Annotated in this window: 25 protein-coding genes; 11 read left to right on the top strand and 14 right to left on the bottom strand. The window is 58.7% G+C overall.

Annotated features, from left to right (window positions below; genetic code table 11):
* The first annotated feature begins 57 nt into the window (after positions 1 to 57).
* The 4 genes from R3F64_RS06370 to R3F64_RS06355 all read left to right on the top strand — a co-directional run bounded on the left by R3F64_RS06370 (position 58) and on the right by R3F64_RS06355 (position 3,824).
* Positions 58 to 681, top strand: coding sequence for a TetR family transcriptional regulator (locus tag R3F64_RS06370; protein ID WP_332610485.1), 624 nt, complete (start codon positions 58 to 60; stop codon positions 679 to 681).
* 67 nt (positions 682 to 748) lie between these two features.
* On the top strand, positions 749 to 2,014 hold the full coding sequence (gene codB, locus R3F64_RS06365) for a cytosine permease (protein ID WP_332610483.1): 1,266 nt from the start codon (positions 749 to 751) through the stop codon (positions 2,012 to 2,014).
* Between the two features lie 16 nt (positions 2,015 to 2,030).
* Positions 2,031 to 3,296, top strand: coding sequence for a cytosine deaminase (codA, locus tag R3F64_RS06360; RefSeq protein WP_332610482.1), 1,266 nt, complete (start codon positions 2,031 to 2,033; stop codon positions 3,294 to 3,296).
* Between the two features lie 51 nt (positions 3,297 to 3,347).
* On the top strand, positions 3,348 to 3,824 hold the full coding sequence (locus R3F64_RS06355) for a YbaK/EbsC family protein (protein ID WP_332610480.1): 477 nt from the start codon (positions 3,348 to 3,350) through the stop codon (positions 3,822 to 3,824).
* A gap of 22 nt (positions 3,825 to 3,846) precedes the next feature.
* Here the strand turns inward: R3F64_RS06355 and R3F64_RS06350 are convergent, their stop codons facing one another.
* Positions 3,847 to 4,296 carry a GNAT family N-acetyltransferase gene (locus R3F64_RS06350; RefSeq protein ID WP_332610478.1) on the bottom strand — a complete coding sequence of 150 codons (450 nt, stop codon included), beginning with the start codon at positions 4,294 to 4,296 and terminating at the stop codon, positions 3,847 to 3,849.
* Positions 4,297 to 4,465: 169 nt separating this feature from the next.
* On the opposite strand from R3F64_RS06350, the gene pcsA reads away from it, so the two are divergent.
* Positions 4,466 to 5,191 (top strand): phosphatidylcholine synthase, encoded by a 726-nt coding sequence (pcsA, locus tag R3F64_RS06345; protein ID WP_332610476.1) that lies wholly within the window; start codon positions 4,466 to 4,468, stop codon positions 5,189 to 5,191.
* A gap of 14 nt (positions 5,192 to 5,205) precedes the next feature.
* Positions 5,206 to 5,835 carry a DNA-3-methyladenine glycosylase I gene (locus tag R3F64_RS06340; RefSeq protein ID WP_332610475.1) on the top strand — a complete coding sequence of 210 codons (630 nt, stop codon included), beginning with the start codon at positions 5,206 to 5,208 and terminating at the stop codon, positions 5,833 to 5,835.
* Between the two features lie 67 nt (positions 5,836 to 5,902).
* Here the strand turns inward: R3F64_RS06340 and R3F64_RS06335 are convergent, their stop codons facing one another.
* Positions 5,903 to 6,454: a fasciclin domain-containing protein gene (locus tag R3F64_RS06335; protein WP_066314939.1), complete on the bottom strand. Its 552-nt coding sequence runs from the start codon at positions 6,452 to 6,454 to the stop codon at positions 5,903 to 5,905.
* A 185-nt stretch (positions 6,455 to 6,639) separates the two neighbouring features.
* Between R3F64_RS06335 and R3F64_RS06330 the strand changes: the two genes are divergently transcribed.
* Together R3F64_RS06330 and R3F64_RS06325 are read left to right on the top strand one after the other, a co-directional pair.
* Complete coding sequence (locus tag R3F64_RS06330; RefSeq protein ID WP_332610472.1) at positions 6,640 to 7,203, top strand: sigma-70 family RNA polymerase sigma factor; 564 nt, start codon at positions 6,640 to 6,642, stop codon at positions 7,201 to 7,203.
* Positions 7,182 to 7,892 (top strand): anti-sigma factor, encoded by a 711-nt coding sequence (locus tag R3F64_RS06325; protein ID WP_253025959.1) that lies wholly within the window; start codon positions 7,182 to 7,184, stop codon positions 7,890 to 7,892. Before R3F64_RS06330 ends, R3F64_RS06325 begins: the two co-directional genes overlap by 22 nt.
* Here the strand turns inward: R3F64_RS06325 and R3F64_RS06320 are convergent.
* The gene (locus R3F64_RS06320; protein ID WP_332610467.1) at positions 7,882 to 9,327 is read right to left on the bottom strand and encodes an aminotransferase-like domain-containing protein; all 1,446 of its coding nucleotides are present in this window, start codon (positions 9,325 to 9,327) and stop codon (positions 7,882 to 7,884) included. The genes R3F64_RS06325 and R3F64_RS06320 overlap by 11 nt on opposite strands.
* Positions 9,328 to 9,492: 165 nt before the next feature.
* Between R3F64_RS06320 and R3F64_RS06315 the strand changes: the two genes are divergently transcribed.
* The gene (locus tag R3F64_RS06315; RefSeq protein ID WP_199284092.1) at positions 9,493 to 9,705 is read left to right on the top strand and encodes a DUF1127 domain-containing protein; all 213 of its coding nucleotides are present in this window, start codon (positions 9,493 to 9,495) and stop codon (positions 9,703 to 9,705) included.
* Complete coding sequence (locus R3F64_RS06310; RefSeq protein WP_199284093.1) at positions 9,692 to 10,573, top strand: PhzF family phenazine biosynthesis protein; 882 nt, start codon at positions 9,692 to 9,694, stop codon at positions 10,571 to 10,573. The genes R3F64_RS06315 and R3F64_RS06310 overlap by 14 nt, the downstream gene beginning before the upstream one ends.
* Before the next feature lie 43 nt (positions 10,574 to 10,616).
* Here R3F64_RS06310 and R3F64_RS06305 read toward each other — a convergent pair whose 3' ends face one another.
* The 3 genes from R3F64_RS06305 to R3F64_RS06295 form a co-directional block, all read right to left on the bottom strand.
* Positions 10,617 to 11,669, bottom strand: a complete 1,053-nt coding sequence (locus R3F64_RS06305) for a class I fructose-bisphosphate aldolase (protein WP_332610465.1) — start codon at positions 11,667 to 11,669, stop codon at positions 10,617 to 10,619.
* A 132-nt stretch (positions 11,670 to 11,801) separates the two neighbouring features.
* The gene (locus R3F64_RS06300; protein ID WP_332610463.1) at positions 11,802 to 12,203 is read right to left on the bottom strand and encodes an Hsp20/alpha crystallin family protein; all 402 of its coding nucleotides are present in this window, start codon (positions 12,201 to 12,203) and stop codon (positions 11,802 to 11,804) included.
* Between the two features lie 37 nt (positions 12,204 to 12,240).
* Entirely contained in the window at positions 12,241 to 12,702 is a 462-nt protein-coding gene (locus R3F64_RS06295; protein WP_332610461.1) for an Hsp20/alpha crystallin family protein, read from the bottom strand.
* A 287-nt stretch (positions 12,703 to 12,989) separates the two neighbouring features.
* On the opposite strand from R3F64_RS06295, the gene hpxO reads away from it, so the two are divergent.
* On the top strand, positions 12,990 to 14,210 hold the full coding sequence (gene hpxO / locus R3F64_RS06290; protein ID WP_332610459.1) for an FAD-dependent urate hydroxylase HpxO: 1,221 nt from the start codon (positions 12,990 to 12,992) through the stop codon (positions 14,208 to 14,210).
* 33 nt (positions 14,211 to 14,243) lie between these two features.
* Here hpxO and R3F64_RS06285 read toward each other — a convergent pair whose 3' ends face one another.
* The 8 genes from R3F64_RS06285 to R3F64_RS06250 form a co-directional block, all read right to left on the bottom strand.
* Positions 14,244 to 14,864, bottom strand: coding sequence for a TetR/AcrR family transcriptional regulator (locus R3F64_RS06285; RefSeq protein WP_332610457.1), 621 nt, complete (start codon positions 14,862 to 14,864; stop codon positions 14,244 to 14,246).
* 101 nt (positions 14,865 to 14,965) lie between these two features.
* Positions 14,966 to 16,462, bottom strand: coding sequence for a CoA-acylating methylmalonate-semialdehyde dehydrogenase (locus R3F64_RS06280; RefSeq protein WP_199284097.1), 1,497 nt, complete (start codon positions 16,460 to 16,462; stop codon positions 14,966 to 14,968).
* Positions 16,463 to 16,482: 20 nt separating this feature from the next.
* A complete protein-coding gene (locus tag R3F64_RS06275) occupies positions 16,483 to 17,856 on the bottom strand; it encodes an aspartate aminotransferase family protein (RefSeq protein WP_199284098.1) in 1,374 nt (457 codons plus the stop codon).
* Between the two features lie 157 nt (positions 17,857 to 18,013).
* On the bottom strand, positions 18,014 to 19,393 hold the full coding sequence (locus R3F64_RS06270; RefSeq protein ID WP_199284099.1) for an L-serine ammonia-lyase: 1,380 nt from the start codon (positions 19,391 to 19,393) through the stop codon (positions 18,014 to 18,016).
* A gap of 36 nt (positions 19,394 to 19,429) precedes the next feature.
* Positions 19,430 to 20,296: a formyltetrahydrofolate deformylase gene (purU, locus tag R3F64_RS06265; RefSeq protein WP_066314869.1), complete on the bottom strand. Its 867-nt coding sequence runs from the start codon at positions 20,294 to 20,296 to the stop codon at positions 19,430 to 19,432.
* A gap of 63 nt (positions 20,297 to 20,359) precedes the next feature.
* Entirely contained in the window at positions 20,360 to 21,022 is a 663-nt protein-coding gene (locus tag R3F64_RS06260; protein WP_199284100.1) for a sarcosine oxidase subunit gamma, read from the bottom strand.
* Positions 21,015 to 24,065, bottom strand: coding sequence for a sarcosine oxidase subunit alpha (locus R3F64_RS06255; RefSeq protein WP_199284101.1), 3,051 nt, complete (start codon positions 24,063 to 24,065; stop codon positions 21,015 to 21,017). The genes R3F64_RS06260 and R3F64_RS06255 overlap by 8 nt, the downstream gene beginning before the upstream one ends.
* Positions 24,062 to 24,421 carry a sarcosine oxidase subunit delta gene (locus R3F64_RS06250; protein WP_066314862.1) on the bottom strand — a complete coding sequence of 120 codons (360 nt, stop codon included), beginning with the start codon at positions 24,419 to 24,421 and terminating at the stop codon, positions 24,062 to 24,064. The genes R3F64_RS06255 and R3F64_RS06250 overlap by 4 nt, the downstream gene beginning before the upstream one ends.
* Between the last annotated feature and the right edge of the window lie 4 nt (positions 24,422 to 24,425).

Raw genomic sequence — 24,425 nt, 5'->3', positions numbered from 1 at the left:
GCGACTTTGCCAGCGATCAATGCCAGAATAATGTCACGTATTGGATCAGGAGCCGCCATGAATCGCCGCAAGGCCGACGCGGAACGCACCCGGGAAACTATCCTGGACGCGGCAGAAACCACTTTTCTCGCCCAGGGGGTTTCTCGCACCACCCTCGCGCATATTGCCCAGGCAGCGGGCGTTACCCGTGGGGCGATTTATTGGCACTTTGAGGATAAGGCCGCACTTTTTGATGCGTTACTCGAGCGGGTGCGCATTCCGCTGGATGAAATCGTTGACCACGCCGTGCAACAGCTTGGCACGACACCGGTAGAGTGTTTGCGCGACATCGCTCAACGCTCGCTGGCGGGTATCTGCCACGATTTGCCGCTGCAACGGGCTGCCACCATCGTGCTGCACCGCTGCGAAAAACTTGAAGACGACCACCCGCGTATCAGCATGATTACACGGCTTTCCGAGCATGCAGAAGCCAGGGTCGAGCAACTGTTCGAACAGGTCCAGCAGCAGGGCCAGTTGCGTGCCGATTTGACGCCCGCAAGCGCTCGTCGACAGTTTCACGGGTTCTTGATTGGCACCTGCTTTGATTGGCTGCAAGACACCCATCACTATTCATTGGATGCCGACCGTGGCAGCATCGTCGAAACATTGATGCGCGGTCTCCTGTTGGAGAAATCACACTAAATTTAACCACTTTGGCATACGGTTTGCTTCCTACACTGGATGAATGTTCTTTCTCCTGGAGCTTGCCATGCATCATTCAGATTACCCCCTCAGCGAAGTCCCCCTCAGCGCCCGCAAGGGCCTGCTCTCCACTTCAGCGGTACTGCTCGGCTTTACCTTCTTTACCGCCACCATGTGGGCAGGGGGCACCCTGGGTCAGGCCTTCTCGATCGGCCAACTGCTATGGATCATTCTGGTGGGTAATCTTTTACTGGGTGCCTACGCCGCTACACTTGCCTATATTGCTTGTAAAAGCGGGCTTAATTCAGTGCTGATGGGGCGCTTCTGCTTCGGCGAAAAAGGCAGCAAGTTGTCTGATTTCATCCTCGGCTTCACCCAGATTGGCTGTTACGCCTGGGGCACGGCAACGATCGCTCTGGTATTGGTACGCACCACCGGGATGCCCGAATGGCTGGAAATCCCCTTAATGGTGCTGTTTGGCTTTGGTTTCTGCGTCACCGCCATGATCGGCTACAAGGGGATGGACTGGCTTTCACGCTTTGCCGTGCCCGCCATGATGCTGTTTATCCTGATCAGCCTTTTCACCGGGCTGGTGGATGCGCGCGGCTTTGCCGGGTTAAGCCAGCAAACACCCACGGAGAGCATGAGCGTGGCCGCGGCGATTACCGTCATCATTGGCACCTTTATCAGCGGCGGCACCCAGGCGACCAACTGGAGCCGCTTCGCCAAGACACCCAAAATTGCCGTCATCTCTACCATGGCGGCTTTTTTTATCGGTAACGGCTTAATGGTACTGACCGGGGCACTTGGCACCATGATCTACCAGCAAGCAGATATTGTTGATGTATTGATCGCCCAGGGCTTTGTCACCATCGCCGTGCTGATGCTGTTTCTGAATATCTGGACCACCCAGGACAACACCATTTACAACTTTGCCGTCGCGGGCTGCAATTTGCTACGCACCGAAAAACGCCGCCTGGTCACGGTAGGCGGTGCGGCGATAGGGACCGTGCTGGCGGTCGGCGGCATGTACAACCTGCTGATCCCCTTCCTGGTGCTTTTGGGCACCTTTATTCCGCCCATGGGCGGCGTGATCATGGCGGACTTCTGGCTCAAGCATAAAGGTCGCTATCCAGCGCTTGAACGCGCTCAGCTACCCGATTTTAACCGCCGTGGCTTAGCCGCCTATGCGCTAGGCGCTGGCGCCGCCTACTTTTCGCCGTTACTGCCGCCGCTAGTGGGCGTCGTGGTCGCAGCAGGAAGCTATGCTGTGCTGTTGCGCGTCAATCACGCTACGCTGGGTGATAGCCTTCCCTCCACTGCCAAACAATAAGTGAGCCGTTTTATATATGAGCATGCAGATTATCAACGCCCGGCTACGCCAGCGCCCCGAGCTTTATCGTATCGAGGTCGAGAACGGTAGCTTCACCGCGATTACAGCCCAGGGCGCGCCGCAAACGGCAGGCGAAGGACCCGCGCCCGAACAGATTGATGCAGGCGGTAAACTGCTTTGCGCGCCGTTTATCGAGCCCCATATTCACCTGGATGCTGCCCTGACGGCGGGCGACCCCGAATGGAACCAGAGCGGCACCCTGTTTGAAGGCATCGAGCGCTGGGGCGAGCGTAAGCCGATGCTCACCGAAGCCGATATTCGCGAGCGTGCGCTGAAAACGCTGAACCTGCTGATCAGTAACGGCGTGCAATTTGTACGCACCCATGCCGATACCAGCGACCCCAGCCTGATTGGCATCAAAACCCTGTGCGCCCTACGCGACGAGCTGAAAGACAAGATCGATATACAGGTGGTGGCCTTTCCCCAGGACGGCTTGCTCTCCTACCCGGACGGCGACAGGCTGCTGGAAGAAGCGCTGGAAATCGGCGCCGATGTGGTCGGCGGTATTCCCCACTTTGAATACACCCGCGAGCTGGGCGTGGCCTCCATGCAGCGGGTGATCGAGTTGGCGATCAAATACGATCGCCTGGTGGACGTCCACTGCGACGAGATCGACGACCCCAACTCGCGGTTTCTCGAAGTGCTGGCCCATGAAGCTCTGACGCATGACCTGGGCAGCCGCGTTACCGCCAGCCACACCACCGCGATGCATTCCTACGATAACGCCTACTGCTCCAAGCTGTTTCTGCTGCTCAAGCGCTCGGGCATCAACTTTGTCTCCTGCCCGACCGAGAGCATTCACTTGCAGGGGCGCTTCGACAGCTACCCCAAACGCCGCGGCGTGACCCGGGTGAAGGAACTCAACGAAGCGGGTATCAACGTGTGCCTGGCCCAAGACTCCATCGTCGACCCCTGGTACTCCCTGGGTAATGGCAAACTATTACGTACGCTGGATTTTGGGCTGCATATCTGCCACATGATGGGCTATCAGGACTTCAGCCAGTCGCTTTCGCTGATTACCGACAACAGCGCGCGCACCCTCGATATCGAAGGGCGTTACGGCATTGAGGTCGGTAAACCCGCCAGCTTCAACCTGTTGGATGGCGAGGACGATTACAGCGTATTGCGCACCCAGGGGGAAGTGCTCCTCTCGGTTCGCCACGGCGAGATCATCATGCAGCGCGAGCCTGCCAGAATCACCTCGCCACCGTGGCTTGGCTAAATCAACCAAGGCGCGTTAGGTTAGGCTTTCAGCCAACACGGGGATTTCACCATGAGCGTCGAGACCGTTCGCCAGTTTTTTGCCGAGCATGCGCCGGATATCACCATCGAAGAGCTGGAAACCAGCACGGCCACGGTGCAGTTGGCCGCCGAGGCCCACGGCGTGGCACCCGGGCAGATAGCCAAAACCCTGGCGTTCAAGGTCGGCGAAACACCGTTGCTGATCGTGGCCAGCGGCAACGCACGCATCGATAACCGCAAGATTCGCGACACCTTCGGCGGCAAGGCCAAGATGCTCGACGCTGAGACCGTGATGAAACTCACCAGCCACCCGGTCGGTGGCGTTTGCCCGTTCGGCCTTGCCACTGACCTGCCGGTGTACTGCGATGGATCCCTCCACGTCTATGACGAAGTGCTGCCCGCGGCGGGGTCATCCAACAGCGCCGTGCGCCTAAGCCCCAAACGCTTGGCCGAGCTCGTCAACGCCAAGTGGGTGGATGTGTGCAAGTTGCCGGAGAGTGTTGGTTAAACGTCCCTCTCAATGGCAGCGCTTACTTAATATCCAGTAAATAACCATAAAACGCGGTATTGCGCTGCCAACCCAGTGACTCGTAAAGGTGCTGGGCGCGCTCGTTCTCTACCTGGGTCATTAATATCAAACGTGCGACGCCGTGATCGCGGGCAAGCTGGGTGGCGGCTTCCATTAACGCCCTGCCCGTGCCCTTATCGCGACACTCCGGCAACACGAAAAGATCATTCAGCGTCCAGCGCGCATTCAAGCCCACCGTGGAAACGCCTGGGTATAGCTGCACAAAACCGGTGAGCGCACCTTCGCTGTTTTCGCTCACCAAAATAAAAGCGTCTCCAAGCCCCATGCGCTGGCGCAGAAAATCATGCGCCGCCTGAAGATCACTCGGCTGCTGATAAAACTGACGATAGCCATCGAGCAACTCGGTAAGCGTATCGATATCACGAATGGTCGCTAAGCGAATGGCCTGCATAAACGATACTCCTGAAGCGCGTCACGCCTAAGCCCTGCGCTGAACGCATTATCAATGGACAGCATACCGACATATTCTCGGGCAGCCTTCTTGTAGTAGTGTATCTTTCTTTACAGGCTTATTGATAAATCCAATTTAACGGGAACAACACCTTCCCAACGGGGTTAATGTGGCTCAATTACTCTCTTCGCACGCAGAATCCCGCGCATCGATATGCAAGGCATGGAGCGTCCATGTATTTACCGCCAGCGGCGTGCTGCTCGGCACCATGGCGCTGCTTGCCCTGGTCGACAATAACCCCGTCGCCTGCCTGCTCTGGCTGGGTGCCGCGATGATGATTGATGCAATCGACGGCGCACTGGCGCGCAAATATGAAGTGCAGACCATCCTGCCTCATTTTGATGGCTCGACACTCGACATGGTGATCGATTACCTGACCTGGGCCTTTATCCCCGCCCTTTTCATCTATTACTTCATTGAATTGCCGCCCTATTTAGGGTTGGCGTCAGTGTTCATCATTCTGCTGTCATCAATGTTCTGTTTCTGCAATGTCGACATGAAAAGTCAGGATAATTACTTCGTTGGCTTTCCTGCCGCCTGGAACATCGCCGCCGCCTATTTTTATATCCTCGACTTCCCGCCTTTCCTTACGTTCGCCACTATCGCCTTTCTGGCCATCCTGACCGTGACCCGGATGAAGTTTCTCCATCCCTTTCGGGTGCGCCTGTTCATGCCGCTCAATATCGCTGTCACGCTAGCATGGTGCGCATGCACCACATCACTGGTGCTCTCAACCCCAGAGCACGCCGCCTGGGCACTATGGGGATGGGGCATCGCTTCCGTCTACTTCGTCGCCATCTGCCTATGGCGCACTGCCAAAGAATGGTTCGACTGATAGGTGAGTCGCTAATGACCAGCAACTTTATCGCCCCTGATGGATATCCTCGCTGCCAATGGTGTGGCGGGGCGCCTGAATTTTTGCCCTACCACGACAATGAGTGGGGATTCCCGGTAGATGATGATCAGCGGCTGTTCGAGAAGCTGTGCCTGGAGAGTTTTCAGTCGGGCTTGAGCTGGCGCACCATTCTCAACAAGCGCGAGAATTTTCGTGCCGCCTTTCATCACTTCGATTTCCATCAAGTCGCCCGCTTCGGCGAAGCCGATGTGCAGCGTTTATTGCAGGACCCAGGCATCATTCGGCATCGAGGCAAGATTGAATCAACCATTAACAATGCCAGGCGGGCCCAGGAAATGGTCGAGCAGGAAGGTTCACTGGCCGCGTTTTTCTGGCGCTTTGAGCCGGACGCCTCTTCGCTACCGCCGCCGCAGTCCCAGACCACCTCGCCTGAATCTGTCGCTCTTGCCACGGCGTTAAAAATGCGCGGCTGGAAATTTTTCGGCCCTACCACCGCTTTTGCCTTTATGCAGGCGATGGGACTGCTCAATGATCATGCGGAAGGGTGTATCGTTCGCGAGCAAGCAGCTCGCGCCCGGGAGGGATTTTTGCGGCCATCCGGTCGGCAAAAAACCACCGCCTAGCGAACCAGGCGGTGGGAAAACATAACCTCAACCGAATAAATGTCATTATCCGATGTAAGCGGGACCCTTAGGGTAATAGCACGCTGTCGATAACATGGATGACACCGTTCGATTGTGCGACATCCACAACTGTAATGTTGGCACTATTGCCCTGAGCATCCATGACCATCAGGTTATTACCATTGCGCGAGACGGTAAGGTATTCACCCTGGACGGTTTTGAAAGCCACGGTGCCGTCGTTTTCCATGGTTGCTTCCCACAAGGCGTCCCGATTCATATTGCCAGGTACGACGTGGTAGGTTAGAACCGTTTGAAGCTGCTCCTGGTTCTCTGGCTGCAGCAGTGTATCAACGGTGCCATCAGGAAGTTTCGCAAAGGCATCATCCGTCGGCGCGAATACGGTAAAAGGACCTTCGCCTTGCAAGACATCGACCAACTCAGCGGCTTGAACAGCGGCGACGAGTGTTTCATGGTCACCTGAGTTAACGGCATTCTCGATAATGTTCCGCTCAGGCAGCATATTGGCGCCGCCTACCGTGGTAGGGCCGTGGTCGGCAACGGCAACGCCGGTAAATAAGGCAGCGGCACAAACGCCAGCGGTAAGTAGTTTGAGTTTCATTGGGGCATCTCCTGGTTGTCATTAAAAGAGCTCAGCAATGCAAGCTCACTGATACTTACGGCCCCAAGGCGTCAGTGGATGCAAACTCCCAACAATTTTTTATTCACCGCTGAGCACTCACCTATTGCCTTCAACGGCTGACTCCCGAAGACTGGCATTTCGGTTTACTGCGCAGAGATGCCCGAATGCTAGATGCCACGCAACGCCACCAGTATCTTATTGAGCAACTCAGCGGCTGCGCCCAGGGCGATCGCCAAGCGTTCGAGCGTCTCTATCGTGTCTCCAGTGCGCATCTGTATGCCCAACTGTTGCGTATAGTAAGAGATGAAGGTGCCGCTCAGGATTGTCTGCAACATGTTTTCATCCGAATCTGGCATGCCGCCGATCAATACGATGCCACGCGAGCCAAGCCGATGACCTGGCTTTCCACACTTGCTCGCAATATTGGCATCGACTGGCTGCGTCGCCAGAAGCCACAGGACACCACCACCGATGAACCCTTGTTGGCCACCCTATTAGGTACCGACGACCCTGAAGATGACAGCATCAGTCATCAGCAAAATGACAAACTGAACGACTGCCTCGACACACTCAGTCGACATCAGCGCCAGTTAATGGAAATGGCCTATTTTCAGGGCATGACGCACAGCGAGCTTGCTAACTCTCTGTCCCAACCGCTGGGCAGCGTTAAAAGCTGGATCCGCCGTGGACTCGAGAGGTTAAAAACATGTCTAACCAATGGGATCTAAGCGACCCAGATGATCGCCACCTTGCGGCTGGTGAGTACGTACTGGGCGTATTGGACATCGATCAGAAAGCACGCTTTGAAGCGCTGCTGGCGGTCAGCCATGACCTACGTAACGATGTGGAAGAGTGGCGAGAATATCTGCATCTATTCAACGAGCGACTGGACCCCAGGACACCGCCCAAGGAGGTCTGGCAGCGCATTACCCAGGCAACCGGAACAGCGCCTGCCCCCTGGTGGAAGCGTTTAGGGGCATGGCAGACCATGGCGGCAAGTTTTGGGGTAATCGCGATAGCGCTAGGCCTTCTTTGGCAACAGGCTGAACTGACCAAGCTGCCGGACGGAGAAGCCGTCTTCGTGGTCCAGGACGAATCGCGCACGCCAGGCTGGATCATCAGCGCAACCCAGGAAGGAGAGTTGATTGTGCAAGCGGTTCAACCGACCCAGGTCGACAGCGAACAGACCGGTGAGCTCTGGTTGATTGCCGACGGTACGCCCGTCTCGCTGGGCCTGTTACCTGATCAAGGGAGCCATCGCCTGGAACCCAGTGCCGAGCTGCGCGCGCAGTTATTCACTGCCGATCTGGCCGTCAGCGTTGAGCCCCAGGGAGGCGCTCCCGAAGGCCAGCCAACCGGTCCGATTATCGACCATGGGCGTTTGACGCCGGTACGCGGCAGCACCCTCAACCTATGAGGCATGACTCGTGGGACCGCGCGTCTGCCACCATCTCAGCGGCCAACTCACCCACGGTGCGCACGGCACTTTCGATCGCAGGCGTTAACGTAAACGCATAGTTCAGGCGCAGGCACTGGCGGAACTTGCCCGAGGCGGAAAACAGCGAGCCCGGTGCCACGTGGATAGCATGCTGTGCCAAGCGTTCATTGAGGCGCACACAGTCCACCGCTGCAGGCAGCTCCACCCAGAGCAGGAAGCTGCCCTGGGGGTAGCTGATGCCTGATCCCTCGGGAAAATAGCGCTGCACCCAACTAATCATGATGTCGCGCTGGCGCTGATACTGACGCGTAGCGAAACGCAGGTGGCGTTCATAATGGCCTTTGGCGGCGAACTCCGCCACGGCCAGCTGCGGCAGCGTCGCCGAGGCGCCGGTGGAGACATATTTCATGTGCATCGCCTGATCGCGGTAGCGCCCAGGCGCCAGCCAGCCCACCCGCAGCCCTGGCCCCACGGTTTTGGAAAAGCCGCTGCACAGCATGACGCGGCCATCGTCGTCGAAGGACTTTACGGTGCGCGGCCTGGGCAGAGTAAACGACAAATCGCCGTAGATATCGTCTTCGATAATGGCCACATCAAAACGCTGGGCGAGCTGAAACAGTGCCCGCTTGCGTGCTTCAGGCATGGTGTAGCCCAGGGGATTGTTGTAGGTCGGCGTGACCTGTATCGCGCGGATCGGCCACTGCTCCAGCGCCAATTCCAGCGCTTCCAGACTGATGCCGGTTTGCGGATCGGTGGGGATTTCCAGCGCTTTTAAGCCGTTGGCCTTGAGAATTTGCATGGTGCCGTAGAAGCTGGGCGAGTCCACGGCCACCACATCGCCGGGCTGGGTGAGCGTTCGCAATGCAATGGCCAGCGCCTCCTGGCAGCCGGTGGTTACCATGATGTCGTCCGGGTGCAGCAGGCAGCCGGACGCAATCGCCAGCCGCGCCACCTGCTGGCGCAGCTCGGGGCTACCGCCCAGCTTGTCGTAGTTGAATCCGTTCAGATCAGTGCTGCGATGCAGGCCAGCGAGGATTTTCGACAGTGGCCGCAGCGTTTCATACTCGAGATTGGGCACCCCACGCCCCAGCAGAAGTCGATTATCGTCCCGCTGGGTGGCGACAAGCTCCAGCACCTGATCCCATTGAGAAACATCCAACGGGCGCTGCGCCGGACGAGAGACCGACGGCAGTACCGAAGGAACCCTGCTTGGCAGCACAAAGTAGCCAGACTTAGGACGCGACTCGATCAACGCCACATCCATCAGTTGCCGGTAGGCCTCCTGGGCAGTGGAAATGCTGACGTCCAACTCCTGACAGACCGCACGAATCGAGGGGAGGCGATCCCCAACGCGGTAAATACCGTGCTCGATACGCTCCCGCAAAATGGTCGCCACTTCTTCATAGCGCGTCATAACACCCTCCTCCTCCACAACCCGATAACGATACAGACGCACCCAAAAACCGCCATACAGAGGTATAGCATGCCCTTCTGTATCTTAAAAACAATAAATTCTATATCTGTATCAAAACATCAGCGCTGAGTAATCTGGTCTGGCACACACCACTGAGGATTCGCCATGCCGCGCTTCAGCCTTACCCGACTCCGCTACCAGCTAGGTTATCAACTTCGCTACTATCAACAATGCCGCCGCAGTCGCCGCCATCTGTTAACGCTCGATGACCGGCTGCTGGAGGATGTCGGCATTAGCCGCGAGCAGGCCCGAAGAGAGGGCCGCAAACCGTTTTGGAAACATGCGTCTGTTGACAGGGGGCCTTATGAAAACCGTTGAGTATTACCTGCTGGATGTATTTACCGACCAGCCATTTACCGGCAATCCACTGGCCGTCTTTTTAGAGGCTGGAGAGCTTGAGACCAGCACCATGCAAGCGCTTGCCAATGAACTCAATTTGGCTGAAACGGTGTTCTTGAGTGCCGCCACTAGGCCGAATCATTTCCCCATGCGGATATTCACCTCCACTCAAGAACTAGCCTTTGCAGGCCATCCGACGGTGGGCACCGCACATCTATTGGCCGCTTTAAAGCTTGTGAACCGTGATCAAACCTTGGTGCTTCAGCCACCTGTTGGCGAACTGGCGGTACGCTATAACCAAGGAAGGGCGACGTTTACCACTGCCCAGCCTGCAAGCATCGCGGACAGCAACCTTGATCACGCAACCGCCGCCGAGCTACTTGGGCTTGAGGGGCATAAGGTGGTTGGCAACCCGGTGCTGGCTTCCTTTGGATTGCCCTTTCATTTGATCGAGCTAGCAGATATCACCGCTCTGGAGAACGTGCACATTTCAACAACCACCTGGGCAAATGCCGTCGCACACAGCAGTGCCGAGCAGATCTATCTATATGTCGCTGAACAGCTACACAGTGCCGAGATGCTTATTCACAGTCGTATGTTTTCCATGGAGAACAGCCTTTGCGAAGACCCCGCCACCGGCAGTGCCGCAGCCGCATTGACCGGCTATTTGGCCTCCCTTCAGCCAGATGCCTTGCAGTGCCAGATTCATCAGGGGGTTGAGATGGGTAGGCCCAGCGTTATCCATACCGGCGCCAATGGCGGGATCAAGACAGGCTTTGTGGAAGTGGGCGGTAACGCTGTGGTGGTGGGCAGGGGCGCTTTCGACATACACCAAACCATTGGCTAAGCGCCCCTTCTGTTCCCCCATGTGAGTCGTGAGGGCCAGGAGATCAGGCGACGGTCACGTCCTTGGAGAGATAGACATCCTGAATTGCATGCAGCAGTTCAACGCCTTCCGGCATCGGTTTTTGGAACGCTTTACGCCCCGAGATCAAGCCCATACCACCGGCACGCTTGTTGATCACCGCCGTGCGTACCGCTTCGCCGAGATCGGAGTGCCCTTTGGAGCCACCGCCGGAATTGATCAGACCGGCGCGGCCCATAAAGCAGTTGGCGACTTGGTAGCGGGCCAGGTCGATGGGATGGTCAGTGGTCAGTTCGCTATAGACTTTCTCATGGGTATGTCCGTAACCGACCGCCTTATAGCCGCCGTTGTTCTCGGGCAGCTTCTGTTTGACGATATCCGCCTTGAGCGTTGCAGCCATGTGGTTCGCCTGGCTGGTGAGATCGGCGGCAACGTGATAATCGGCACCTTCCTGCTTGAAGGCAGGGTTACGCAGATAGGCCCACAACACGGTGACCATTCCCAGTTGGTGGGCACGCTCGAAAGCCTCGCTGATCTCCATTATTTGCCGACGGCTTTCATGGGAGCCAAAGTAAATCGTCGCCCCGACCGCCACACAGCCCATGTCGTGGGCCTGCTCAACATCAGCAAACAGCGTCTGGTCATACATCGCCGGGTAGCTAAGCGTCTCGTTGTGGTTGAGCTTCAACATCATCGGGATCTTGTGGGCGTAGCGTCGTGCCACGGAAGAGAGAACCCCAAGCGTCGATGCGACGCCATTGCAGCCCCCTTCAAGCGCCAGCTCAACGATATTGGCCGGGTCGAAGTAGCGCGGGTTCGGGGCAAAGGAGGCACCCGCCGAGTGCTCGATGCCTTGATCTACCGGCAGTAGGCTTAGGTAGCCGGTGCCCGCCAAGCGGCCGTGATTAAACAGGCTCTGCATATTGCGCAGCACCGCCGGTCGACGGTCACTATCCGCCATGACACGGTCAATAAAATCGGGGCCGGGTAAGTGCAAGCTGTCGCGGGGGACGCCCTGGCAGGTGTGGTTGAGCAAACTCTCGGCATCACTGCCGAGCAACGCGGTTATATCCGTCATGACGCAATCCTCTCTATCGATAAGGGAAGTATCGAACACTCCTTATGTAGAGCATAGAGCTTAAATTGCGACTAGGGAAAGTACCGCCCCGCGCACCCCAGAGTGCCGGGGCAGCTAAGCGTCAGCTTCGTTTTACGCTGCCTGTACCTCGATACGCCGCGTGCGATGACTATCTTTCTTGGGCAGCGTTACCGTCAGCACACCATTGACGATACGTGCCGTGATCGCGTCACCGTCTATTTCGTGACTGAGGTTGAAGCGGCGTGCGAAACGCCGACCACGCACCTCAGCATGCAGCGCGCTCAGCCCTTCGGGCATGTTCAGGTTTATCTCGCCCTCCAAGCTCAGCACGTTATTGTCGAGCTCGACACGCAGTGAGTCGTTGGTGACGCCTGGCATGTCGGCAACCAGCTTGATGGCATTATCTTCCTCGACAATATCCACTGCTGGGAGCAGCGTTTCCTGCGGGTTCTTGTCTTCATCCCGCTGTTGAAGCGGGGTTTGATTATTAGATGAACGAACAACGTTATTCATGATTTATCCCTCCTTATTCAAGGTTAACAACCATGATTTACGCCGCCTGAACATCGATACGACGCGGCTTGAGCTCCTCGCGCTTGGGCAGCAGGATCTCGAACACCCCGTGAGCATGGCGGGCTTCAGCCCGGTCTGCATCCACGCCATCCGGCAGCGCAATGGCGCGCACAAAATCACCGCTGACGCGTTCGCGACGGAATACCGGACGCGAGCGATCGCCATCGTTATTGCCAATGACAGACTCACGCTTGCCGCGAAGGGTCAGCACATTGTCCTGAACATCAATGGTGAGATCCGTAGCGTCCAGCCCCGCCGCAAACACATAAACGTGCACGGCTTCATCGCTACGGGCCACATTGATCATCGGGAAGCTGCCATTGGGCACTGCGCGTATATCCATCGCATTGCCATCGGGCAAAAAGTCGTCCAACAACTGGCGGAACCAGTCCAGCTGGCGAGGTGAGCCAACATCAAAACGCTTGAGATCATCGAACATATCGAACACCTCCTACGTTAAGCAGACTATGGGAAGAGATGCCGCTATATCCCATCGCAGCGCCTCTTAAATCGCAAAATAGGAGCATTCAGACAGTTTTCAAGGGGGGCAATAGGCATTTTTTTGGCTTTTACTTTCAACTGTCCGGCATGCCGTGAATACCTGTTCCGACTGAGCATTACCTGTACATTAAACCTTAATTTTGTATACAGTTAGCTGTCGCGATGGGCTTGTTGGCTTACCCAATTAACGCTCATTGTGCTCTTTCACTGCTTCAGGAGTTTGCCATGCCCCGCCCTCTTACCACATCTCTCAATATTCTCGTTATCGGCGCGGGCATTGGCGGGCTGAGCACCGCTCTGGCATTCCAACAGCAAGGGCACCGCGTCACCGTTGTAGAGCGTGTGGCGACCCTACGCCCGGTGGGCGCGGCGATTTCGCTATGGCCGAATGGCGTCAAGGTCATGCACCAGTTGGGCCTGGGTGAGACCATCGAGGGCTTGAGCGGCGAGATGACCCAGATGCGCTATCTCACCCAGACAGGCCAGACGTTGACCGACTTCAGCCTGGCACCGCTATTCGGCGATGTCGGCCAGCGCGTCTGTCCGATTGCCCGCGCCGCCCTCCAACAGACACTGCTGGACGCCGTCGGGACCGAGCACATCCAGTTTGGCCGCCGATGCATTGACTACACGGTCACCCAGCACGGCGTGGCGGCGCATTTTGATGACGGCGAAAGCCTGAATGCCGACTTGCTGGTCGTGGCAGAAGGTACGCATTCAAAGCTGCGCAGCAAGTTGGTAGGCCATCCGGTGGAGCGCCAATACGTCGGCTACGTGAACTGGAACGTCCGCGTGCCTGCTGATGAAGCCTTGGCACCGCTGAGTCACTGGGACCAGTACGTGGGTGACGCCAAGCGGGTTTCCTTTATGCCCATGGGTAGCGGTGGCAACAAGGAAGGCGCTCAGGAGTTCTACTGCTTCTTTGACGTGCCGCTCCCGGCAGGTACCACCAACGACCCCGACCACTACCGCGATGAATTGCGCGAACACTTCGCGGGCTGGGCCGAGCCCGTGCAGGCGCTGATTGAACGCTTTGACCCGGCGCGCATGGCCCGCGTGGAAATCTACGATATTCCGCCGCTGGATTCGCTCACCGCTCCCCGCGTTGCCCTGCTGGGGGATGCCGCTCACGGCATGGCGCCCGACCTAGGCCAGGGCGGCTGCCAGGCGATGGAAGACGCCTGGGTACTCTCCCAGGCGCTCGCGCGTGCGCTGGAAGAAAATATCGATGCGTCAGCGGCCATCGACAGCGCTCTGGCCCAGTACGACCGGGCACGCGTCGACCGGGTGGGCGAAATCGTCCAGCGTGCCCGCAAGCGCGCTGCGATGATCCATGGGCACGACGCCACTCACACCCAAGCCTGGTACGACGAACTCAAGAACGAAGATGGTCAAGCCATTATTGACGGCTTGAAGACCACGGTGACCGGCGGGCCGCTGGGGTAACACGAGCTGTCCATAAGGGAGCACCCTCCTGACTCACGCCGTCAGTCCGATCCCCCGAAGTATGACCGAGGTCACCGACTGCACGGCTTTTTCGAACTGTAGGTCGTCAAGCGGTTGGTCGTCGTTGAGCAGGCAGATCTGGTAGTCAAAGTCGGCGTAGTGCTGAGTGGAGGCCCAGATCATGTAGAGCAGATAGGACGGCTCGACGGGGTTTATCTGGCCCGTTTCAACCCACTCGCGGATTTTCGACTCTTTGAGCTTGGCCCATTCGTAGAGGTTGTCGCGCAGGCGTTCTTTAAGGATCGGGGCGCCCTGCATCACCTCGGCCGCCCATACTTTTGAGCCGTGGGCACGATTGCGGGAGTGGTTCATCTTGGCGCGAATATAGGTGGAGAGCACCACGCGGGGGTCATCGTAGAGTTCGAAGCATAGCGCGTCCTGCTTCCAGACCTCTAAAAACTCCAGTAACACATCCTGGTAAAGCGCTTTTTTAGTCGAAAAGTAGTAGTGCACGTTGGACTTTGGAATATCGGCCATCTGGGCGATTTCGCCCATTGATGCCCCGGCATAGCCCTTTTCAGCAAACAGCTGTTCCGCCGCCTGGAGAATCTTTTTCACGTTGGTCTGCCGAATTTCGTCCTGGGTTCTTGCCACGCTGCACTCATCCTTTCATGTCTTACGCCTAGAAGACGCACCAAAAAAAGCACCATCGCAGTGCGACGGTGCTGAGAAGATGTCTTAGTTACTGTGGCGCGTCAACTTTGATTGGCAGGAAAAGAGAACTCCGCCTGTGTGGCTTCACTCACGGAAGGCCAGCGTTGGGAAACCGCCTTGCGGCGGGTATAGAAGCGTACCGAGTCGGGCCCGTAGGCGTGAAGGTCACCAAACAGCGAACGCTTCCAGCCGCCAAAGCTGTGGTAAGCCACCGGTACCGGAAGCGGCACATTGACACCGACCATGCCGACTTCAATGCCGTCGGTAAAGCGGCGGGCGGCTTCGCCATCGCGGGTGAACAGGCAGGTGCCGTTGCCGTATTCGTGGTCGTTGATCAGTTGCATGGCGTCGTCCAGGCTGCCGACCCGCACCACGCAAAGTACCGGGCCAAAGATCTCTTCCTGGTAGATACGCATCTCGGCGGTGACGTTATCGAACAGGCAGCCACCGACAAAGTAGCCTTCTTCATGGCCCGGCACTGCCAGCTTACGGCCATCGGCGACCAGCGTTGCCCCGGCATTGACGCCGTCTTCGATGAAGCTCAGCACTTTATCGCGGTGCTCGGCGGTGACCAGCGGCCCCATATCCAGGCCTTTCTCGGTGCCCGGGCCCACTTTGAGGTGGGCGATTTTGGGCAGCATGGTTTCCACCAGGCGATTCGCCGTTTCATCGCCGACGCATACGGCTACCGAGATCGCCATGCAGCGCTCGCCGCAGCTGCCGTAGGCGGCTCCCATCAGCGTATTGGCGGCGTTCTCCAGGTCGGCATCCGGTAGCACCACGGCATGGTTCTTTGCGCCGCCCAGGGCCTGCACACGCTTACCGGCGGCGGAGCCACGGGTATAGATCGCCTCGGCCACCGGGGTGGAGCCAACAAACGAAATGGCTTTGACGGCCTTGGCATCGAGTAGCGTTTCCACCGCTTCACGACCGCCGTGCACCACGTTCATCACGCCGTTGGGGAGCCCGGCTTCCTGGAGCAGTTCCGCCACCGCCATGGCTGCGGAGGGATCTTTTTCCGACGGCTTGAGGATGAAGGTGTTACCGCAGGCAATGGCCATGGGGTACATCCACAGCGGCACCATGGCGGGGAAATTGAACGGGGTAATGCCCGCCACCACGCCCAGGGGCTGGAAGTTGGACCAAGCATCGATGCCCGGCCCGACGTTGTGGGAGTACTCGCCCTTCAACAGCTCCGGCACGCCACAGGCGTACTCGACGTTCTCGATGCCCCGCTTGAGCTCCCCCATGGCGTCTTCGGGGGTTTTGCCATGCTCTTCGCTGACCAGCTGCACCAGGCGGTCAGCGTTATCTTCGAGCAACTGCTTGAAGCGGTACATGACCTGGGCGCGCTTGTTGGGCGGCGTATCGCGCCAGGCGGGAAACGCCGCCTGGGCGGCGGCAATCGCTTGCTCGACGTCGGCGGCACTGGCATCTGCCACTTGGCGAATCACTTGCCCCGTCGAGGGATTGGTCACGTCCAGCGTGCGCTGGCTTTCGATCAAATCACCGTTAATCAGGTGGGAAACAACGTTCATGTTCTACTCTCCGTCATCATTTATGCCAGCGCATCCAGGGTGGTCGCCACGGCGTCGAACAGCCGCTCCAGCTCGGCCTCGGTAGTGCCAAACGGAGGACCAAACTGCAGCGTGTCACCGCCGTAGCGCACGTAGAAGCCTGCTTCCCAGAGCGCCATATGCGCATCGCGAGGGCGAATCGTCGGGTCGCCGTCGCGGGGGGCCAGTTGAAGCGCCCCGGCCAAGCCGTAGTTGCGGATATCCACAATGTGCTGACGGCCTTTGAGGGCATGCAGCTTCTGCTCAAAGCTTGGGGCAATGGCATTGACCTGAGCGGGGAAGTTGTCGCGCTCCATCATGTCAAGCGCAGCAAGCCCCGCGGCGCAGGCCACCGGGTGGGCGCTGTAGGTATAGCCATGGGGAAACTCGACGGCGTGCTGCGGGCCGCCCGCGTGCATGAAGGTATCGAAAATCTCGCTGGACGCAATTACTGCGCCCATGGGGATGGCGCCATTGGTGATCTGCTTGGCGACGTTCATGATATCCGGCGTGACGCCAAAGGCCTCGGCACCGGTGGTCGCGCCGCTGCGCCCGAAGGCAGTGATCACCTCGTCGAAAATCAGCAGAATATCGTGGGCGGTGCAGATCTCGCGCAGCCGATCCAGATAGCCCTTTGGCGGCACGATCACCCCCGCCGAGCCGGACATCGGCTCGACAATCACCGCGGCAATGGTCGAGGCATCGTGGAGCGCGATTTGATCGAGCAGCGCATCGGCAAGCTCAGCGCCTGAGTCCGCCTGGCCTTTCGTGAAGGCATGACCCGCCTGGAGCGTGTGCGGCAGGTGCGTTACGTCCATCAACGGGCCGTAATGCTTACGATTGGGGCCGATGCCGCCGAGGCTGGTGCCGCCGATGTTAACCCCGTGATAGCCCTTGGCGCGGCCGATCATGCGAGTCTTTTCGGGCTTTCCCTTTAGGCGCCAGTAGGCCTTGGCCATCTTGACCGAGGTATCGGCCGCCTCGGAGCCCGAGTTGGTGAAAAACACATGGTCAAGCCCGGCAGGCGTCAGGCTGGCCACCTTTTCCGCTAGCTTGAAGGCCAGCGGGTGGCCAATCTGAAAGCCGGGGGCAAAGTCGAGGCTACCCAACTGCGCCGCCACGGTTTTCTGAATCTCTTCCCGGTTGTGGCCCGCGCCGCAGGTCCACAGGCCGGAAAGCGAATCGAAAAGCTTGCGGCCCTGGTCGTCGATGTAATAACGCCCTTCCGCCCCGGTGATGACACGCGGGTTGGCGCGAAAATCCCGATTCGAGCTAAACGGCATCCAGTAATGCTGATTCAGCACGCCATCGGGCGCGTGGTCGCCAGCAGCATCCGCTGAAGCCTGAGGGGTGGTTTTGCTTTTTAGTCCAAACATGGTGTCCAGCTCCATCGCTGTGAGGCATGGCCTCAGCGTGGCCGACTGAACACGTTTATAAAATCATGCTTTCCTTTTGTTCACGTTAGACAATCTATACGTAACACGGCATGGCGAAGCTACCCCTCACAGCCTGCAAACTTGAACGGGCCCCTCATCAACACTCGATCGTATTAACCGCCAACCCGCCTTTCGAGGTTTCCTTATATTTATCCTGCATATCAGCGCCGGTATCACGCATGGTGCGGATCACCTTATCCAGCGAGATAAAGTGCTCGCCATCCCCCCTTAGTGCCATCTGGGCGGCGTTGATGGCTTTTATTGACGCGATGGCGTTGCGCTCGATGCAGGGCACCTGGACCAAGCCGCCGACGGGGTCACAGGTCAGCCCGAGGTTATGCTCCAGGCCGATTTCAGCGGCATTTTCGACCTGCGCGACACTGCCGCCCATCAGTTCCGCAAGGCCAGCGGCGGCCATCGCGCACGCGGAGCCAACTTCGCCCTGGCAGCCTACTTCGGCACCCGAGATCGAGGCGTTTTTCTTGCACAGAATGCCCACGGCACCTGCCGCCAGCAGGAAGTCGACGACGTCTCGCTCGCTGGCCCCTTCGCGGAAGTGCATGTAGTAGTGCAATACCGCCGGAATAATACCCGCGGCACCATTGGTCGGCGCCGTCACCATGCGACCACCCGCGGCATTTTCTTCATTGACCGCCAGCGCATAGAGGTTGACCCAGTCCATTGCCGACATCGTCGTGGTAATCACTGACGGATTTTCATCCACTGCCTGCAATCTTTGATGCAGCAAACGCGCCCGCCGACGAACATTCAGCCCGCCGGGCAACACGCCTTCGGCCTCGAGTCCTTTGTTCACACAGGCTTTCATCGCCGCCCAGATATCGCAAAGCCCTTGGCGTATCTCGGCTTCGCTGCGCCAGGCGCGCTCGTTTTCGAGCATCAGCTCACTGATTCGCAGGCCGCTATCCCGACACATGGTCAACAAGTCGGCCGCGGTATGAAAGTCATAGGGAAGCTCGGTGGTATCGCTGTCCAGTTGACCTTGATCTGCCTGGGCCTGATCCACCACGAAACCTCCGCCCACCGAGTAATAGGTATTGCGGTACAGCTCACCGTTTTGTCCATGGGCGATCAGCCGCATGGCATTGGGATGATGCGGCAGGCTTTCCTCGAACAGCTGCATGTCACGCTGCCACTGAAAGGGAACGCTGTACTGGCTGTTCAGGAGCAGCACCTCAGAGGCTTTCAACGCGCTGATCGAGGGGCCAATAACATCCGGATCGATTTCATCTGGCCTTTTCCCCATCAGGCCCATGATGACGGCGTGATCCGTGCCGTGGCCCACCCCTGTTGAGGAGAGAGAACCGAAGAGGTGCACCTCAACGCGAGTGACGTCGTTCAGCAGCTCACTTGCCCCAAGTTCACCGATGAAGTCAAAAGCGGCCCGCATTGGGCCGACAGTATGTGAACTCGATGGCCCGATGCCGATCTTGAAGAGATCGAAAACACTGATTGACATGCTTGTCTACCTTACAGAGATGTTGTCATTATACGACTAGCGGTCAAAAACCACGGTGCGATTGGCATGCAGGAAGACACGTCGCTCCACATGGAGGGTCACCGCCCGGGCAAGCGTCAAACACTCGACATCCCGCCCCTTGGCTACCAGGTCTTCCGGGTAGTCGGTATGGCTGACGGGCTCGACCCCTTGGGTAATGATAGGCCCTTCGTCGAGGTCATCGTTAATATAATGAGCCGTTGCGCCCACTAGCTTGACCCCCTTCTCGTAGGCTTGATGATAAGGGCGAGCCCCCTTGAAGCCGGGCAGCAGCGAGTGATGAATGTTGATTGCCTTGCCCGTTAACTTTTGGCACATGCCGCTCGAGAGCACCTGCATATAGCGGGCGAGAATGACCAGTTCAGCCCCGGCGGCCTCTATTTCTTCCCAGACCTGTGCTTCCTGCTCTGGCTTGGTTTGCGGGGTAATCGGTAGATAGCGGTAAGGAATGCCATGCCATTCGGCCAGGGGCGCCAAATCCGGGTGATTGGAAACAATCGCGCGGATATCGATGGGCAGTTGGCCTATGCGGTAACGGTAGAGCAAGTCGTTGAGGCAGTGATCCGCCTTGGACACCATGATCACCACCGGTATACGCGTCTCGGGTGCCGTCAGCTCGAAGCTCATCGCAAAGTCAGCCGCCCGTTCGGCGAACGCCGACTGAAAGGCGTCCGCATCGAACGTCTCGTCCTCGGGACGGAACTCGGTGCGGATAAAAAACCGCTCGCTGAGCCGGTCGTCAAATGACTGTTGTTCGGTGATGTAACAGCGTTGTTCTTTTAGAAAACGCGTCACAACGTCGACGGTGCCAAGCCGACTTGCACACTGAGCCGCCAATATCCAACGGTTATTTTTATCTTGCATAGCAGGTTCTCCCTCCCCCTCAGTGAGGAAAAGTCGAGGCCGGCATTTGCCGACCTCCACTCATCAGTCATCAACGCCGATGGCATACTCTTGGCTCGCATCCAGCAGCCAGCGATACAGGTAATCGGCAAAGCTGCGGCGCAATACCAGCTCCCAGCGGTCCTCGGCAGGACGCCGCAGGATCAGGTTACTTTTGGCAAAGACCGTGGTCACACCCTTGCCCACCGGGAATCCCGCTGGGTGCACGTCGTAGGGCGTCGATTTCATCAGAAGCTCAGTGGCGGCCTCGCCTTCGAGCTCAAGCAGCGTCTGACCGCCGCTGACGTTGACGATGGCATAATGAGCATCGCCCAGCGCCTCGCGCAACTTGGCTTCCAGGGAAAACTCTTCGCCACCGGGGACGATGACGAGCCACTCGTCCGGCGAGAGCCACTGGGCAGAGCGTTCGCCGCTTGGATCCTGGCTGAGGGTATTGGGGCGCGCCGGCAGGCCAAAACCGAGCACCTGCCGGACCGCTTCATCAAGCACAATGGCACCGCCGCGCAGCACCACATGGCCTAGCAGGGCGCGCTCACGGATCACCACGCGGCTGCGCTGTGAAACCCCGGGATGCCCCGTGTGATGGTACGACCAGGCCAACGGGGATTCCGCCGGCACCTCGGCGGTAGGGCGAACATCGTACATATTGATACCGGTTGCCGTGGTTGCAGACGTATGTTCAGACATGCTGACGCTCTCCCTTGGGGTCGTAAAAGACGGGGCTGACGATTTCGGCGGCATGGGTCTTGCCATCGACCATCGGCAAATAGACGATCTCGCCCATCCGCTGATGCCCGCCTTTGATCACCGCCAGTGCAAAGCCGCTTTCGAGTATCGGGCTGTAATAGCTGGACGTTACATGGCCCACCATCGGCATGGGGATGGCGTGGTCAGGGTCAAACACTATCTGCGCGCCTTCTTCCAGCACCACCGAGGGGTCCTTGGGCATAAGCCCGACCATCTGCTTGCGATCCACGCGCCGCGTATCCGAACGGGTCAGGGCTCGCTTGCCGATCCACGGAAAAGGCTTGTCGTAGCCCACCGCCCACTGCATGCCGAGGTCTTCCGGCGTGACCGAGCCATCCGTCTCCTGTCCTGCAATGATCAGTCCCTTCTCGGCCCTGAGCACGTGCATGGTCTCGGTGCCATAGGGGGTCAGATCGTATTTTTCACCGTGCGCGAACAGCGTCTTCCAGACATGCAGCGCATAGTTGGCCTGCACATTGATTTCGAAGGACAGCTCGCCCGTGAAGGAGATACGGAAGACCCGGGCGGGGACATCGGCCACCGTGCCTTCGCGCCAGTCCATGAATTTGAAGGTCTCGCGATCCAGGTCGATATCGGTGATCTCGGCAAGCAGCTTGCGTGCCTCAGGACCGGTAACCGTGATCGTCGCCCAATGGTCAGTCACCGAATTGAAATACACCTGCAAGTCGGGCCATTCGGTCTGGTGCCACAGCTCCAGCCACTCCATCACACCCGCTGCACCGCCGGTGGTGGTGGTCATCAGGAAGTGGTTCTCGCCCAGGCAGCTGGTGGTGCCATCATCCATCAGCATGCCGTCGTCCTTGCACATCAGACCGTAACGGACCCGCCCAGGCGCCAGCTTGGCCCACTTGTTGGTGTAAACCCGCCCCAGGAACTCGCGGGCGTCAGGGCCCTGGATATCGATCTTGCCCAGCGTCGAGGCATCCAGAATGCCGACCCCCTGGCGGACCGCCAGGCACTCTCTGGCCACGGCGTCGTGCATCGATTCTGTCTTGCCATTGACGGTTCGTGGAAAGTACCAGGGGCGCTTCCACTGACCCACGTCTTCAAACTCGGCCCCTTGCTCCACGTGCCACTGGTGCATGGCGGTATAGCGCTCGGGGTCAAAGAGGTCACGGCAGTGACGGCCCACAATGGCGCCAAAGGTCACCGGCGTATAGTTGGGCCGGAACACGGTGGTCCCCACTTCCGGGATCGTTTTACCCAGGCAGCGTGCCGCAATGGCCATGCCGTTGATATTGCCAAGCTTGCCCTGGTCGGTGCCAAAGCCCATCGCGGTATAGCGCTTGACGTGCTCGATGGATTCAAATCCTTCCCGCGTCGCCAGCTCGATCGCGGCAGCGGTCACGTCGTTCTGCATATCCACGAACTGCTTGGGGCCGCGCAGGGTCGGTTTTTCATGGGGCACCTGGTACAGCGCGCAGGCGGCACCCTGCCGGTAGGTGTTGACCTGTGGCAGCTCGACAGGCGTTGCCGCAAAGCCCAGCGCCGATAGCGCCTCAGCCGCTGCGGAACAGCCATTTGCCAGGCCATCCGCGAGCTGATGAAAGCCCCGCACGCTGCCCGCCGCATGCACGCCTTTGACCAGGCTGGGCACAAAACCGAGAATCTCGTCGTTCCAGGTTGGCCGTGCTCCGGTATGCGACGCCAGGTGAATCGCCGGGCTATAGCCGCCGGAGCTGGCGATGGTGTCGCACAACAAGGTGTCTGAGGAGCCGGTAACCTTGAAGGTTTCCGCATCGATGGTGGCGACGCGGGCGCCGGTCACCCGGTCGCTGCCCTTGGCTTCCAGCACGGCGGCGCCTTCGATAATGCGCACACCGCGCACCCGGGCCTGTTCGACCAGGTCACCTTCAGGGGCCTTGCGGGCATCGACAATGGCGACCACTTCACGGCCGGCATCGAGCCAGTCCAGGGCCGCGCGGTAGGCGTAATCGTTGGTGGTCGAAAGCACCAGCTTGTTGCCGGGTACCACGCCATAACGACGAATATAGGTGGACACTGCACCCGCGGTCATGTTGCCCGGCACATCGTTATTGCCATACACCAGAGGCCGCTCATGGGCACCTGTCGCCAGCAGCGCTTGCCCGGCCCGGACGCGGTGCATGCGCGAACGGCTCGGCCGCTGCCCATCGGTGAGCGGCGCCGTCTCACCAAGGTGCTCGGTGCGCCGCTCATGCAGCGTGACAAAGTGATGGTCGTGGTAACCATTCGCCGTGGTACGCGGCAGCAGGGTGACGTTCGCCATCTGGGCAAGCTCGTTCACGACGCCCTCGACCCAGTGGTGGGCCGGTTGGCCATCGAGCTGTTCGCGGCTATCGAGCAGCGAACCGCCCATTTCTTCCTGCTCATCGCACAGGATCACACGGGCACCGCTTCGCGCCGCCGTCAGCGCCGCGGATAACCCTGCCGGACCGGCACCCACGACCAGCAGATCGCAATGCTGGTTGAGGTGATCGTAATGATCCGGATCGCGCTCCATCGGGCTGCGGCCAAGCCCCGCCCCTTTACGGATGACCTTCTCGTAGGTCATCCACATGGAAGCGGGGGCCATGAACGTCTTGTAGTAGAACCCCGGCGGCATAAACTGCCCACCAAGCTTGCCGACCAGGCTCATGACATCCCGCTGGACATTCGGCCAACCGTTGGTACTGCGCGCCACCAGGCCATCAAAAAGGGCCTGTTGCGTGGCACGCACGTTGGGCACCTGGGCGGCTTCGGTGCTGCCTAACTGCACCAGGGCATTGGGCTCTTCAGCCCCCGCTGCGACGATCCCCCGGGGCCGTGAATACTTGAAGCTGCGGTTGACGATGTTCACCCCGTTGGCGAGCAGCGCCGAGGCCAGGGTATCACCGGCATGGCCCTGGTATTGCTTGCCATTGAAGGTAAAGCTCAACGTTTGGGCGCGATCAATTCGCCCCCCTTCGCGAACACGATTCGGCTGTTTCAGCGACTGGCTCATACGTGAACTCCTTCCTGGCGCGACGGCTCTTGTTGTGCGTCATTGAGCTGATCAGCGGGCTTGCCCTCGGGGTACTCCGCCGTAAAGTGTGGCTGTTCGCCCATGGGGTAAGTCTCAAGAATCTCGTAGGTCACCGTATTACGGGTGACATTGAAGAACTTGCGACAGCCGATGGCGTGCACCCACATTTCATGGTGGATGCCGCGCGGGTTATCACGGAAAAACAGATAGTCGCCCCACTCTTCATCGCTGCAGGCGTCGGGGTCTGCAGGCCGTGTGATGTGGGCTTGGCCCTTGGGATGAAACTCCTCTTCTTCGCGGAGCTCTTCGCAATAGGGGCAGTAAATATGCAACATGGTA

The organism is Halomonas sp. 5021 (assembly GCF_036663435.1).
GTDB lineage: Bacteria > Pseudomonadota > Gammaproteobacteria > Pseudomonadales > Halomonadaceae > Vreelandella > Vreelandella janggokensis.
This window is presented reverse-complemented; position numbering and strand designations above follow the sequence as displayed.